A 14,478-nucleotide genomic window follows, 5' to 3' on the forward strand; every position below is an offset into this window, starting at 1 on the left:
CAAGTATACACCCATTATGCGATCGCGTACCCCACCGGATATTTTGCCGGTGGTTAATGAGCCGCGCGCGCGAGACGGCCAGGACGCCGGAGCAATCCTATCGAATCCCATGGATGCCAAGACCTTGTTCAGGCCCGAAGAATGGCGGCGCGAGAGCCAACCCCGGCTCTCGCGCCGACGGGTAAACTATCGCGCGTTGCGGCCGACGATACGATTGGCCGCTGACGTTACTGCTTCCAGAGAGGCAGCGACGATGTTGGTGTTGATGCCGGCGCCGAACAGCTTGCCGCCGGGATATTCCATCTCGACATAGGAGATGGCCGACGCATTCGAGCCGCGCTGCATCGAATGCTCGGAATAATCGAGCACCGACATCTCGACGCCGACATGGCGTGACAGCGCATCGACGAAGCCGTCGATCGGGCCGGTGCCGGTGCCTGATATCGTCACTTCCTTGCCGTTGTCGAGGATGACGGCCTCGACCACGCGCCGGCCCTTCACCTCGGTGGCCGGATAAGTGTGATGGTCGAGGAATTTCAGGCGGGCGCCAGGCTGGTCGACATAGGTTTCGAGGAAGCGGTCATGAATACGCTTGGCCGGCACTTCCTTGCCTTCGGCGTCGGTGATCGCCTGGATAGCCTGGCTGAATTCGATCTGCAGGTTGCGCGGCAAATTGAGGCCGTAATCGGCCTGCAGCACATAGGCAATGCCGCCCTTGCCCGACTGCGAGTTGATGCGGATGATGGCCTCATAGCTGCGGCCGACATCGGCCGGATCGATTGGCAGGTATGGCACTTCCCAGTGTGGCGTGTTGGCCTTCTTCAAGGCCTTCATGCCCTTGTTGATGGCGTCCTGGTGCGAGCCGGAAAAAGCAGTGTAGACGAGTTCGCCAACATAGGGGTGGCGCTCGGGAATCTTCAGCTGGTTCGAATATTCGTAGACATCCTTCATCCGGTTGATGTCGGAGCAGTCGATGCCCGGATCGACGCCTTGCGTGTACATGTTGAGCGCCAAGGTGACGATGTCGACATTGCCGGTGCGCTCGCCATTGCCGAACAGCGTGCCCTCGACGCGGTCGGCGCCAGCCATCAAGCCGAGTTCGGTGGTGGCGATGCCGGTGCCACGATCATTGTGCGGATGCAGCGAGATGATCAGGTTTTCGCGGTTGTCGAGATTGCGGCACATCCACTCGATGCGGTCGGCATAGATGTTGGGCGTCGACATCTCGACCGTCGACGGCAGGTTGATGATCAGCTTGTTGTCGGGTGTTGGCCTGACGATCTCGGTGACGGCGTTGCAGATCTCCAGAGCGACCTCGAGTTCGGTGCCGGTGAAGCTCTCCGGCGAATATTCGAAGCGATAGCCGCCGCCGGCCCTGGCAGCCATGTCGGTGATCATCTTGGCCGCGTCGGTCGCGATACGCTTGATGCCGCCGACATCTTTCTCGAAGACGACGCGACGCTGCAACTCGCTGGTCGAGTTGTAGAAATGCACGATCGGGTTGGTGGCGCCCTTCAGCGCCTCGAAGGTGCGGCTGATCAGTTCAGGCCGGCACTGCACCAGCACCTGCAACGACACATCGGCCGGCACGTTGCCTTGCTCGATGCACCAGCGCGCGAAGTCGAAATCGGTCTGCGAAGCCGAGGGGAAGCCGATCTCGATTTCCTTGAAGCCCATGTCGAGCAGCAGGCCGAACATGCGCGCCTTGCGCTCGTGGCCCATCGGATCGATCAGCGCCTGGTTGCCGTCGCGCAGGTCGACCGAGCACCAGATCGGCGCCTTGTCGATCACCTTCGAGGGCCAGGTCCGGTCGGTGAGGCCGACGGTCGGGTAGGGTTGATATTTGCGGGCTGCGTCCGGCATGCCCCGGCCAACTTGCTTGCCGGTCGCGGCCTCGCTGGCGCGGATGTCTTCTCGTGCGTTCATCGTTGTTTCTCCCGGCGGCTGGCGGGTCCACCTTTCAGGCGGATGTGGAGCCAAGCGGCGCCTTTACCAGAATTTCGTTCGCTTGATATGATTTGCCAAGGAGCATGCGCTTGCGCGGCGGTTCGACCGCCGGGCGCTCCTTCAGCGAACCCGGCGATCGCCGATAAGGCCGAGAAGAAGCAGGGTCGAGGCAAGCGCGCGCACGGTCTCGCCGGCAAAGCCGGTCTGACGGGAAGCGGTGGTGGGGCGCGTGTTCATGGCCGCTCTCATACAGGAGCGGCCTGTTGGAGGCAAGCGGGCCGGCCCCCGTCGAATTTTATCTTAACGCGGATGCTCTTCCCCGCGCGCCGCAAATGCGCCAGACTTGGCTTCCGGCGGGGTGCCGTCGGCAGGGGGCGTTCATGAATTTCGTGTTCTTCTCGCCGCATTTTCCCGCCAATGGCGCCGATTTCTGCGACCGGCTGAAGAAGGCCGGCGCGACCGTGCTCGGTATTGGCGATGCGCCCTATGATGCGCTCGACGGCAAGCTGAAGCAGGCGCTTTCGGAATACTACCGCGTCGCCGACATGGAGGATTACGAGCCGGTGTTCCGGGCGATAGGCCATTTCATCCACAAATGGGGCCGCATCGACCGGTTCGAATCGCTCAACGAGCACTGGCTGGAGCTGGAAGCCAACATCCGCACCGACTTCAACATCTACGGCACCAAGCTCGATTTCGTGAAGAATCTGAAGCGCAAGAGCCGCATGCGCGCCTTCTTCCGCAAGAGCGGTGTCGAGACGATCGCCCAGCGCAAATGCTCCGACCGGGCCGGCGCCATGACCTTTATCCGCCGCGTCGGCTACCCCGTGGTGGTGAAGCCGGATTCGGGCTCCGGCGCTTCGAACACGTTCAAGATCTCCAATGCGAAAGAGCTCGACCAGTTCTTCCGGGACAAGCCGGAGGACGTGACCTTCGTCATGGAGCAGTTCATCGAAGGGCTGGTGGTGACCTATGACGGATTGATCAACCGCGACGGCGAGGTGGTGCTGGCGGCCAGCCATCGCTACGACCAGAGCGTCATGGACGTGGTCAACAAGGACCGCCACATGAGCTACACCTGCTTTCCCCGGATCAGGCCCGCCGTAGAGGAGGCCGGCCGCAAGATCCTGAAAGCATTCGACGTGCGCGAACGCTTTTTCCATATCGAATTGTTCGAAACCAGGGACGACCGCATCATCGCGCTGGAGGTCAACATGCGGCCGCCCGGCGCCTGGATGACGGACGCGATCAACTACACGTTCGACATCGATGTCTACGCGGCATGGGCGGACATGGTGGTCAAGGATGCTGCCGGCGGCCCTTATGAGGGCAAGTATTTCACCGCCTATGCCAGCCGCAAGCGCCACCTCGACTATTTGCACAGCCATGCGGACGTGCTAGCCGCCCACCGCGACAAGATCGTCCATCATCAGCCGATAGAAGAGGTTTTCAGCCGGGCCATGGGAAATTACGCCTACCAGATGCGCTCGAAGGATCAGGCTGATCTGCGCGAGGCGGTGGCCTATATCCACGCCGAAAAGGCTTGAGGCATGGACATTTCCTATCACAAGGTCTTCGCCCGCAATCTCGGCCGCGACATGGAGTACAAGCGCTACGGGCATGCCGGCCGGCCGGTCGTGGTGTTCCCGACCTCGCAGGGCCGCTTCTACCAGTTCGAGGATTCCGGCGGAGTGGGGGCGCTCGCCGAGTTCGTCGATACCGGCCGCATCCAGCTGTTCACCGTCGACGGCATCGATACAGAATCCTTCTTCGCCAGGAATGTCGATGCCGCGCATCGCATCGACCGGCACGAGGCCTATTTCCGCTATCTGCGCGAGGAGGCGCTGCCGGACTTTCTGGAAACCGCCGCGCAAGCCAATGGCGGACGGCGGTTGAAGCCGCTGTTCTCGGGCTGTTCGATGGGCGGCTACCATTCCTCGAACTTCGTCTTCCGGTTTCCCGAGCTCGCCAGCGGCGTCATCTCGCTGTCGGGTGTCTATTCGGCCCGCGATTTCTTCGGCAAGGCGCTCGACGGCGACATTTTCTACAATTCGCCGCTCGATTATCTGCCAGGGATCGTCGACCCGAAACTGCTGGCGCGGCTGAAAGCGCTCAGGCTGATCTTCTGCTGTGGGCAGGGCGCATGGGAGGAGCGCATGCTGGTCGAGACGCGCCAGCTGGAACAGATCCTGCGCGACAAATCCATTCCGGCCTGGGTCGACTATTGGGGCGGCGACGTCAGCCATGACTGGCCGTGGTGGCACAAGCAGCTGGCTTATTTCTTCGGCCGCTGGCTGGATGACGATCTGATGCACAGGCTGGACTAAGGTGCATTGATATTCAGCTGGCCTGCGAATGGCTGACGCCTACCCCTCCTGGCAGGCCGGCAGGGGTGCGGTCTGGTGCTCCGCCGCGGATCCGCGGCGCAGACCGAGAAAGACGACGAGGGCGGTGACGATGGTGATTGCCGCCAGCACGATCAGCAGCCTGTCGAACGCTGTTTCGTAGGCCTCGACCAGCACGGCGGCGCCGGCCGCCGGTAAACGGTGCACGGTTCCACCGAGATTGCCGGTCACCAGCAATTGCGCCGCGGCGGCCGCGTCGCTGGAAGGCGCAGCGCCCCGAGCGGCGAGTTGCGCGGCGGTGAAGCCTGACAGCGTCGCCATGACGATGGCCAGCGCCACACCTTCGCAAGCGACACGGGTGGTGTTGAAGATGCCGACCGCCATCCCGGCCCGCTCTGTCGGCACGACGCTGACGGCGAGCCCGTCCATCAACCCCCAAGGCAAGGCGATGCCGACGCCGATCAGGATCAGTGGCGCGACCAGCGCAACCTCAACCGGTGGCGTCAGGCTCAGCCAGACCAGGCCGGCCGCCGCGACGAGCAGGCCGACGCCGCAGATCGTGGCCGGAGCAATCCAGCGCGCCAGCTGGCCGGCGAGCAAGGGCAGGAACAGCAACGGTCCGGAGAGGCAGATCATCAATTGCCCGGCCTTGATCTCGCTCATCCCCTCGATGCCGATGAAGCGGATCGGTAAAAGTACGAGCAGGACGACGAAGCCATAGGCGGGCGCCGCCGCAAGAAACTGGACGCCGACGAAGCGAGGAAAGCGAAACAGGGTGAGATCGAGCATCGGCCGGCGCACGCGCCGCTCGGCGACGACAAACAGCACAAAGCAAAGGACGGCGACGCCGAGAAGCGTTGCCACCAGCGGGTCGGTCCAGCCGCTCTGGGGTGCCTGGAGCACGCCATAGGTCAGCGAGGCCAGCGCGAAGGTGAACGTGGTGGCGCCCGCCCAGTCGAGGCCGGAAGCATCCGGATCACGCGATTCCCTGATGGTGCGCAGGCCGAGGGTTGCCGAGGCAGCCGCGAGCGCCATCACCAGAACAAAGATCGACCGCCAGCCGAAGGCGGCGATGAGCAGGCCGGAGGCGATCGGGCCGAAGGCCAGCCCGATGCCGAAACTGGTGCCGAGGAAGGAGAAGGCGCGCAGCCGCGATGGTCCCTCGAATTCCTGGGCAAGTGCGGAGGCGCCGCCGGCGAAGGCCAAGGCACTGCCGAGCCCTTGCGCGGCCCTGAAGATGTCGAACCAGGCGATGTCGGACGCCAGCATCGCGCCGAGCGAAGCGAATATGTAGAGGGCAAGACCGACGAGGAAGATCCGCTTGCGGCCATGATTATCGGCCAGCGCTCCGGCCGCCATCAGGCTGGCGGCGAAGGTCAGCATAAAGGCGTTGGTCACCCAGTTGAGCGTGATCGGGCTGCCGCCGAGATCGGCCGCGATGCGGGAGAGCGCGACGGCCGGGCCGGTGAAGGTCAGAGGCATCGTCATCGCGGCAAGGCATACCGACAAGAGCACGAGCCATCGCTCGGCCGGGCCGGTGGTGGTCTTCAAGGTCATGGGTTTTTCCTATCTGAGCGGTCTGCGCCGGCATGCGCGCAACCGCGGCGCCGATCATGCGGACCAAGATAGGTCAGAGACAGATCAGGAATAATAGTATTAAATATCCTGATATAACGGACGGAAACGCTCGAATGGAGCAGCATGATGGATCGCCTCAGCGGCCTTCTGGCTTTCGCCCGCACCGCCGAGTTCGGCAGCTTCGTCGCCGCCGGCCGGGCGCTCGGCATCTCCGCTTCAGCGGTCGGCAAAAGCGTCGCGCGGCTCGAACAGGAACTCGGCGTGCGGCTGCTGCAGCGCTCCACGCGACGAATCGGCCTGACGGAGGAGGGCAAGCTGTTCAACGAGCGCGTGCGGCGCATCCTCGACGACATCGACGATGCCGAGGCGATGCTGTCGCGGACAAGGGAGACGCCGCGTGGGCGGTTGCGCGTCTCCACCCCGATCGTCACCTACCATCTTTTGCTGCCGGTGCTGTCGGAGTTCATGGCCCGCTATCCCGAGATCGAGCTCGATATCGATTTCAACGACCGGATCGTCGACGTCATCGAGGAAGGCATCGACGTCGCCATCCGCAGCGGCGAGCTGCCTGATTCACGATTGGTGTCCAGACCCATTGCGCCCTTCCGCATGCTGCTGTGCGCGGCTCCCTCCTACCTCGATCGCCATGGCACTCCCGGTGTGCCGGCGGATCTCATCAGGCATTTCGGCATAAACTTCCGCTATCTCAACAGCGGCAGGCTGCTGGACTGGCCGTTCATTACCGGGAGCGCCCAACCGCTGATCCGTTCAATGTTGACCTGCAACAACATGGAAGCTTTGAAAGGCGCCACGATCGCCGGACTCGGCATCGCCTGCATGCCCGATTTCCTGGTGCGGGACGCGTTGCGCGAGGACCGGCTGCGCACCGTGCTCGACGATCATGTCGACGGCCGTGGCCAGTTCCGGATGCTATGGCCCTCCAATCGCCATCTGTCGCCAAAGGTGCGCGTCTTCGTCGATTTCCTGCCCGAACGCCTGGCAGCCGCGCGATAGCGGTGCCCTGGTGGCAGCCCTCATCATTCCCTGATGCTTCTGGCTACCAGCCGGGCAATGCTGGGGCCGACAAGCAGCACGATCAGGAAGCGCGCCGACTGCAGGGCCATGACAAAGGAGATGTCGACGTTCTGCGCGGCGGCGGCGATGATGGCGACGCTGTCCATGCCGCCAGGGCTGGTCGCCAGATAGGCGGTCAGCGGGTCGACGCCGGCGAGCCGGCTGATGAGGAAGGCAAGGCCGCCGCAAAACGCGATCAGCGCGATGATCGAAGCGATGATCTGCGGCAAAGCGCGTGCCGCGTGGCGCAGGATCGGCCTGGTGAAGTTCAGGCCGATCGCCCAGCCGACCATCGCGTAACTGACCGCCAGCAGCCATTGCGGCAATTGCATCGGCACCCCGAGGCCGAGATGGATGACTGTGCCGAAGATGAAGCTGCCGAGGAAGAAGGGCGAAGGCAGCCGGCAAAGCCTGCCCGCGAGGCCGCCGATGAGCGCCATGCCGATGGTGGCGGCGAAGGGTTGCGGATCGATCTCGGGGAACCAGATAACGGGCGGGACCTCGATGCCCGAGGTGTCGACCCACATCTTGGCGACGAGGGCTGCCGTCATCGAGACGAAGATGACGCGCAGATACTGCATGAAGGCGACAAGGCGCTGGTCGGCGCCGAAGGCGCCGGCCATCAGCACCATGGCGGTGGCGGCCCCCGGCGAAGAACCCCAGACGGCGGTGGTGCCCGGCAGGATGCGCCAGCGGCTGATCAGCCAGCCAAGCAGGCTCAAGGCCGCGACGGTGGCGATCACCACGCCGAGGAACAGCGGCCATTCCTTGTAGAAGACCGGGAAGATATCGGCCGAGATCGAAGCCGCGACGAGGCAGCCGACGACAGCCTGGGCGGCGCCGAACAGAAGCCGCGGCACACGCACCGCGGCACCGTTGGTGCCGGCGACGATGGCCGCCAGCATCGGTCCGATCAGCAGCGCCGCCGGCAAAGCGGCGAGTTCCAGCGCGCCGGCGAAGAGCGCGGAGATGACCAGCAGGATGAGCCACTGCCAAGGCTTGCTCAGCCGCGTCATGCGCTCGATGGCGGGTTGGTCGGAAGATGGCTGCTCGGCCTCGGAAACCATGTTCTGGTCTAACCCCAGACGCGAAAAATGCGAACGCAAGTGCGCCTGAAAAAGCACGTTTCGGCCTCGGGCGCCCGCCTCAGCCCGTTTTGGTTTCAGCCAAGCCGAAGCCGCCCACCGGATGCGTTTCCACCTGGAATTCGAAGCCGCCGATGAAGGGGCGCGCCTTGGCGATCGCCGCCTGGACTTCGGGAAGCTGCAGCGAGGCCTTGTGGCTCGCCTGATCTGTCCACACCTCGGTCACCCAGATCGCGTCGGCATCGGCCGGATCGGTGGCGATGATATAGCTCAGGCAGCCGGGCAGGGCGCCAGTGCTCTCACGCAGCACGGTCATGACTACGTCGCGTTGGCCACGCGCCGCCCGCATCTTGCCGATCAGTCCATACATGTCCTCGTCTCCCCCTGGGTTGGCGCGAAAGGAGTGTGTCCAGTATGCCGGTCGCCGGTCAAGGCATCAACTGGCCGCCATTGACCTCGATCACCTGGCCGGTGACGTAGCCGCTCAACAGGTCCGATGAGAGGAACAGATAGGCGCCGACGCAATCTTGCGCCGTGCCGGCACGGCCCTGCGGGATGGTGGCGACCATGCCCTTCATCTGCTCGTCGGTCGAATAGCGTTCGTGGAAGGGGGTGAGGATGGTGCCCGGCGCCACGGCGTTGACGCGGATGCCGAAGCCGATCAGTTCCTTGGCCATGCCGCGCGTCACGTTGGAGACGAAGGCCTTGGCCGAGCCGTAAAGGCCGGCGCCGCCGCCCGCCCCGTTGCGCGCGGCGATCGACGAGGTGTTGACGATGAAGCCGCCCTGTTTTTTCAGCCACGGGATCGCCTTACGCGAGGCGGTCAGCACCGAGCGTGCGTTGAGGTCCATCACCGCGTCGTAATGCGCCTCGGTCTGCTCGGCGTAGGGCACGCGGCCAAGCATGCCGCCGGCATTGTTGACCAGCCCGTCGAGCCGGCCGAAATGCCGCGCGCTGTCCTCGACGACGCGTTCGACATCGGCAGGGAGAGAAAAGTCGCCTTGGACGAGGAACACCTCACCGCCGCCGTCGCGGATGGTCTGGCCGAGTTTCTCGGCGGCGTCGCGGCTGGAATTGTAGTGCAGCGCCACCTTGCATTCCTGCCCGGCATAAGCGAGCGCGAGCGCCGCGCCGATGCCGGTCGAGGCGCCGGTGACCAGCACCGCCTTGCCGGCGAGGTCGGGGATGACAAGACCAAGGGCTGTCTCTGGCACTGCTGTTCCTCCGGGGATTTCCAAGTTTCTTGGCGGGTGTTGCCACCCTTGCATTCAAGTCAGTGCCGCTTCAAGGCCTGAGATAGACATAGCCCTGGCTTTGCAGTTCGGCGAGCTTGACGACGCCACCCCTGTCGGCGGCATGGAAGCCGTCGAGCAAATCGGCGAGGGTAATGTCCATGCCGTACATGGTGTTGCCGCAGGCATGCGGGTCGAGCCCTTGCTGGACAAGACCGGTAAAGCGCCCCGAAACCGCCGCCGATATGCCCTTCGACTTGAAGCCGGCAAGCGCCGGACCATGCACGACCAGCGCGATATCGACGTTGCCGCCGGTGCCCTCATAGTGGTTCTTGATGTTGCCGAGCACGAAATTGACCTTGTCGAGGTCGCTGAGGTGATAGGCGACCTTCAGCCTGGCAGGCTCGGTGGTTGCGGCCTGCACCGCCCGCAGGCCGAGAAGCGTCCCGGCTCCGGCGAGAGCCGCGTGGAACATGTCACGTCGGCGCATGGCGTACCTCCCTGGCTTGCCGGCCCAGCGCGATTTGCGTGGCCGCGGCCGCAATACTAGCATAAATTGACGTTACGTCCTGTCGATGCGGAAGGGGGGCACATGGCGTTCAGGGAATGGAAGACGTTTGCCAGCGCCGGATTTGGCGCCGCACTGCTTGGCGGACTTGTGGGTTCTGCTTTTGCCGACAATGCGCTCAAACTCACCGAACTCAGCCCCAACGGGGCGGACGCCTGTTTCGGCCGGGTCTATGACGCGGCGCACCTCAAGGCGCGTCCGAAGCAGAAGGTGACGCGGATTTTCTTCTACTACGGCCGTGATCCGGTCAGCCGTCCGAATGAGGAACCGAACGCGAATTCCGATACTTCCTACAATGGGTTCCTCACCACCACGGTGCGTGGCGCCAAGGCGCCGGAATGGGCCGGAGGCTGGTGCAATCACGAGTCCGAGGATGGCAAATCGGGCCCGATCCGTTGCGGCATGGACTGCGACCGTACGCTGGCGTCGCTGAAGATCGACGGCAAGGGTCGGCTGATCCTGTCGGACCTGTCGTCCGATATCTACCTCGACGCCGGTTCGGAAGAAGAACTCGGCGCGGCTGAATACGACAGGCAGGCGCTTGGCAAGGAAGACGACAATTTCCGCCTCGATCCGATGCCGGCGGCGAGCTGCAAGGCTGAATTCGCCCGCATCGATCCGATCGACCCGGCGCTCGGGCCGCCGCTTCGCGAGCGGCTGAAGCCCGACCGGGCCTTCTGCTACGGGCGCGACTATGACGCTGCGCATATGAGTTCGCATCCCGAGCAACTGACGCAGTCGATCCGGGTGTTTCGAGGACCGGTCGAACTGGCGTCCTTCGCCTCGGGAGGCGACGCCGCGAGCTGGCCCGACGGCGCCGACATCGTGGTCTCGGTCACGACGCGGCAGAAGGGAGCCAAGGTCACGCAGACTTATTCATGCCAGGGCGAGGCCGATCAATGGCGTTGTGCCGCGAGTTCGAAGACGAGCAATTTCTCCTGCGACATCGCGCAAAAGGAAATCTTCCTCAAGCGCGGCGCCAACGGCGCCATCACGCTTGCCAACCCCAACAGCAGCCTGGCGGTCGTCGACCTGTGCTCGAAGGCGGCCGACGGCAAGACGATGTCCGACGACAAGGTCTATCGGCTGGAGCCAATGCCACAATCCGCCTGCGCGCCGTAACCAGCGTTTCGTCATCCTTGGGTCGCCGCTACGGAGCTGCGCTCCTGCTTCGCCCAAGGATGACGAAGTCGAGAAACTCCGGTTAGCTCTTTGTTTTTACGCAATTCCGGACGGAAAGCCGCTCACGCTTTCTTGGAATTGCTCTTCCAAGGTCAGCGACAGTGACCCGCCTCAGGCGAACGGCACCGCGGTCGTGCCCTTGGGCAGCTTGGCTTCGTCGTCGGGCTCGACATGGATGGTCACCCGCACCGAGGGGAGTTCGGCCTTCAGCGCGTCTTCGATGCGATCGCAGATGACATGGCTGGCGCCGACCGACATGTCGGCGTCTACGACCAGATGGAACTCGATGAAGGTGGCGCGGCCGGCGATGCGGGTCTTGAGGTCGTGCACCTCCATGGCGCCCTTGCAATTGGCCGAGATGATGTCGCGGATGCGCATGTGCTCCGCCGTGTCGACGGCCCGGTCCATCAGGCCGTTCATCGACGAGCCGATGACATGCCAGCCCTGCCACAGGATGTTGAGCGCGACGATGACGGCCAATGCCGGGTCGAGGATCTGCCAGCCGGTCAGGATCGCTCCGACGAGGCCGCCGAAGACGCCGACCGACGTCACCACATCGGTCATGATGTGATTGCCGTCAGCGACCAGCGCCGGCGATTTCTCCGCCCGGCCCGTGCGGATCAGCATCCAGGCCCAGAAGGCGTTGATGACGGTGGCGACGCCGTTGACGGCAAGGCCTTTCCAAGGCTGTTCGAGCGGCGCCGGGGCCTGCCAGGAGCGCCAGACTTCGTTCAGAATCAAAAGCGCGGCGAGCACGATCAGCACGCCTTCCAGCACGGCGGAGAAATATTCGGCCTTGTGATGGCCGAAGGGGTGATCCTGGTCGGCCGGCTTGTGGCTGACCTGGATCGCCCAGAAAGCGGCAATCGACGCGATGACGTTGACGATCGATTCCAGCGCGTCCGAATAGAGCGCGACGGAGCCGGTCACGTACCAGGCGGCGGCTTTCAGCGCGAGCACGACAAAAGCGACCACGATCGACCAGAAGGCAAGGTTGGCGACCTTGCGCTTCGCGGCCGCCCTGGCTGCGATCGCCATCGTGTTCTCGGCTTCGGCCATTGGCGTCAGGCTGCCTTTTCCTTGGCCTTTCGCGGCAAATGCGCGACGATGTTCTCGATGATGCGCATGCCGGCATTGTGGCCGAGCGTCATGATCGATTCCGGGTGGAACTGGACCGCGGCGATCGGCTCCTTGCGGTGCTCGAAGGCCATGATGACGCCGTCTTCCGTCTCGGCCGTAACCATGAAATCGTCGGGCAGGCGTACCGGATCGGCGAAGATCGAGTGGTAGCGGCCGACGGTGACTTCCTTGGGCAGGCCGGAGAAGATGATGCCCGGCTTCGAGACGCGGATACGCGACGGCTTGCCGTGCATGGGAATGTGCAACTGCCTGAGTTCTCCGCCATAGGCTTCCGCCAGTGCCTGCAGGCCGAGGCACACGCCGAAGATGGGCAGGTCGCGCGCGCGCGCCTTTTTGATGGTCGCGGCGCAGTCGAAGTCCTTCGGCGTGCCGGGTCCGGGTGACAGCACCACGAGGTCGGGCTTCAGCCGGTCGAAGACTTCCTCCGGCACCGGCGAGCGCACGGTCGAGACATTGGCGCCGGTCTGGCGGAAGTAGTTGGCCAGCGTATGGACGAAGGAATCCTCGTGGTCGACCAAAAGGATGTTGACGCCGTCGCCGACGCGCGCCGTGGTGCGCTCGGTGCTGGTCGAATTGCCCGTCTTGGCGTCGCGGATCGCGGAGAGCATGGCGGATGCCTTCAGTTCGGTTTCAGCTTCTTCTTCCTCTGGAATGCTGTCGAAGAGCAATGTAGCGCCGGCACGAACCTCGGCGATGCCGTCCTTGATGCGGATGGTGCGCAAGGTAAGGCCGGTATTCATGTCGCCGTTGAAGTTGACCATGCCGATCGCGCCGCCATACCAGGCGCGCGGGCTTTTCTCGTTCTGCTCGATGAAGCGCATGGCCCACAGTTTCGGTGCGCCGGTGACGGTGACCGCCCAGGCGTGCGAGAGAAACGCGTCGAAAGCGTCCATGCCTTCACGCAAGCGGCCCTCGATGTGGTCGACGGTGTGGATCAGGCGCGAATACATCTCGATCTGGCGGCGGCCGATGACGCGTACAGAACCCGGCTCGCAGACCCTGGACTTGTCGTTGCGATCGACGTCCGAGCACATTGTGAGCTCGGATTCGTCCTTCTTCGAATTGAGCAGCTTCAGGATCTGCTCGCTATCGGAAATGGCGTCGTCGCCGCGTTTGATGGTGCCGGAGATCGGACAGGTCTCGACGCGGCGGCCGTTGACGCGCACGAACATCTCCGGCGACGCACCGATCAGGTATTCGTTCTCGCCCAGGTTGATGAAGAAGGAATAGGGCGACGGGTTGATGGACTTCAGCTTGCGCGAAATCTCGGAGGGCTGGGTCTCGCAACGCTCGTAGAACATCTGGCCGGGGACGACCTCGAACAGGTCGCCACGCTTGAACGAGTCCATCGCGCGGCGCACCAGATTGGCGTATTCGCCGGGCTCATGGTCGCCGCGTGGCGGGATGCGGTCGGCGGTCCTGAACGGCTCGGCGATTTGGTCGCGTGGCAGGCCTTCGGTCGAAAAACCTTCGCCCGCATAGTCGTAGCGATCGGTCCAGGCCTTGGCCGAGTAGTGGTCGACGACCAGAATCTCGTCGGGCAGGAACAACACCAGGTCGCGCTGGCTTTGCTTGCGCACGAGCGTGTGGTCGACCGGGTCGAACTGGAAGGCAAGGTCGTAGCCGAAGGCGCCGTAGAGACCGAGATTGGCGTCTTCCGCCGTCTTGAACAGCGCGGTGATGGCGCGCAGCACAGTGAAGACCGAGGGAACGCGGCTGCGTTCCTCCTCGGTGAAGACACGGCCGGGTTTGGCGACATCGAGGCGGATCAGCTTTTTCGAGGTCTCGGCGATCGTGACCTCGGCGAGGCCGCCCAGTGTCCTGCCGATGACCGGCAACAGCGCCTCGCCACGGCCGTTCAGCGCCTCGATACGCATGGCGCGGCCGCGTGCCGAGATGACCAGCGGCGGATCGATGATGGCCGTATCCCAGCGCGTGTAGCGGCCGGGATATTCGTAGTTCGAGGAAAATACCGCGCCCCGGCGCGAGTTCAGTCCGTCGACATAAGTGTCGATCGCGCCTTCATAAGGGCGGCCGTGGCGCTCGCGGGTGATGGTGATGCCACCCGCCGTCGCGAAGCTTTCAGCGCCGTTTTCCAGAACCTTCAACGTCATTGCCGTCTCCATCAGCTACTTGGGCAACGGACCCGGGAATGGCTTTAAAAAACAAATGGCCGCCCGGACATTCCGTTGCGGCCACCCTCTATTTTCACGCGCACGCGTTCGAACAGGCCGCTGTCAGCAGGCCCACCACCAAATGGTCTTGATCGAACGCATGTTCATGGCGATTCCCTTAGCGGCGATTGGGCGGCCGCGCAACTGGATTCG

At 63.8% G+C, this 14,478-nt stretch carries 12 protein-coding genes; 4 read left to right on the plus strand and 8 right to left on the minus strand.

The annotated features are described in order from the left end of the window. Nucleotides 1-186: 186 nt before the first annotated feature. Nucleotides 187-1,926, minus strand: a complete 1,740-nt coding sequence (gene leuA / locus FJ543_RS12945) for a 2-isopropylmalate synthase (RefSeq protein ID WP_140875342.1) — start codon at nucleotides 1,924-1,926, stop codon at nucleotides 187-189. Between the two features lie 401 nt (nucleotides 1,927-2,327). Between leuA and FJ543_RS12955 the strand changes: the two genes are divergently transcribed. Beyond that, entirely contained in the window at nucleotides 2,328-3,494 is a 1,167-nt protein-coding gene (locus FJ543_RS12955; protein ID WP_140790932.1) for an ATP-grasp domain-containing protein, read from the plus strand. A gap of 3 nt (nucleotides 3,495-3,497) precedes the next feature. Continuing rightward, entirely contained in the window at nucleotides 3,498-4,274 is a 777-nt protein-coding gene (locus FJ543_RS12960) for an alpha/beta hydrolase-fold protein (RefSeq protein ID WP_140875344.1), read from the plus strand. Nucleotides 4,275-4,313: 39 nt separating this feature from the next. Here the strand turns inward: FJ543_RS12960 and FJ543_RS12965 are convergent, their stop codons facing one another. Beyond that, complete coding sequence (locus FJ543_RS12965; protein WP_140875346.1) at nucleotides 4,314-5,849, minus strand: MFS transporter; 1,536 nt, start codon at nucleotides 5,847-5,849, stop codon at nucleotides 4,314-4,316. 147 nt (nucleotides 5,850-5,996) lie between these two features. On the opposite strand from FJ543_RS12965, the gene FJ543_RS12970 reads away from it, so the two are divergent. Continuing rightward, complete coding sequence (locus FJ543_RS12970) at nucleotides 5,997-6,884, plus strand: LysR family transcriptional regulator (RefSeq protein ID WP_140665177.1); 888 nt, start codon at nucleotides 5,997-5,999, stop codon at nucleotides 6,882-6,884. A gap of 23 nt (nucleotides 6,885-6,907) precedes the next feature. Here the strand turns inward: FJ543_RS12970 and FJ543_RS12975 are convergent, their stop codons facing one another. From FJ543_RS12975 to FJ543_RS12990, 4 genes are all read right to left on the minus strand, one after another. After that, nucleotides 6,908-8,011, minus strand: a complete 1,104-nt coding sequence (locus FJ543_RS12975) for an AbrB family transcriptional regulator (RefSeq protein ID WP_140875348.1) — start codon at nucleotides 8,009-8,011, stop codon at nucleotides 6,908-6,910. A gap of 79 nt (nucleotides 8,012-8,090) precedes the next feature. After that, nucleotides 8,091-8,399, minus strand: coding sequence for a putative quinol monooxygenase (locus FJ543_RS12980; RefSeq protein WP_140875350.1), 309 nt, complete (start codon nucleotides 8,397-8,399; stop codon nucleotides 8,091-8,093). A 58-nt stretch (nucleotides 8,400-8,457) separates the two neighbouring features. After that, nucleotides 8,458-9,243, minus strand: coding sequence for an SDR family oxidoreductase (locus FJ543_RS12985; protein ID WP_140875352.1), 786 nt, complete (start codon nucleotides 9,241-9,243; stop codon nucleotides 8,458-8,460). Between the two features lie 70 nt (nucleotides 9,244-9,313). Then, nucleotides 9,314-9,751: a DsrE family protein gene (locus tag FJ543_RS12990; protein ID WP_140875354.1), complete on the minus strand. Its 438-nt coding sequence runs from the start codon at nucleotides 9,749-9,751 to the stop codon at nucleotides 9,314-9,316. Nucleotides 9,752-9,853: 102 nt separating this feature from the next. Here FJ543_RS12990 and FJ543_RS12995 point away from each other — a divergent pair, with 102 nt between their 5' ends. Continuing rightward, a complete protein-coding gene (locus FJ543_RS12995) occupies nucleotides 9,854-10,951 on the plus strand; it encodes a hypothetical protein (protein WP_140875356.1) in 1,098 nt (365 codons plus the stop codon). A gap of 171 nt (nucleotides 10,952-11,122) precedes the next feature. Here FJ543_RS12995 and FJ543_RS13000 read toward each other — a convergent pair whose 3' ends face one another. Together FJ543_RS13000 and FJ543_RS13005 are read right to left on the minus strand one after the other, a co-directional pair. Beyond that, nucleotides 11,123-12,070 carry a cation diffusion facilitator family transporter gene (locus FJ543_RS13000; RefSeq protein ID WP_140617656.1) on the minus strand — a complete coding sequence of 316 codons (948 nt, stop codon included), beginning with the start codon at nucleotides 12,068-12,070 and terminating at the stop codon, nucleotides 11,123-11,125. A gap of 5 nt (nucleotides 12,071-12,075) precedes the next feature. Next, nucleotides 12,076-14,265, minus strand: a complete 2,190-nt coding sequence (locus tag FJ543_RS13005) for an anthranilate synthase (RefSeq protein ID WP_140721627.1) — start codon at nucleotides 14,263-14,265, stop codon at nucleotides 12,076-12,078. Nucleotides 14,266-14,478 lie beyond the last annotated feature (213 nt).

Source organism: Mesorhizobium sp. B2-5-7 (assembly GCF_006440875.1).
Classification (GTDB): domain Bacteria; phylum Pseudomonadota; class Alphaproteobacteria; order Rhizobiales; family Rhizobiaceae; genus Mesorhizobium; species Mesorhizobium australicum.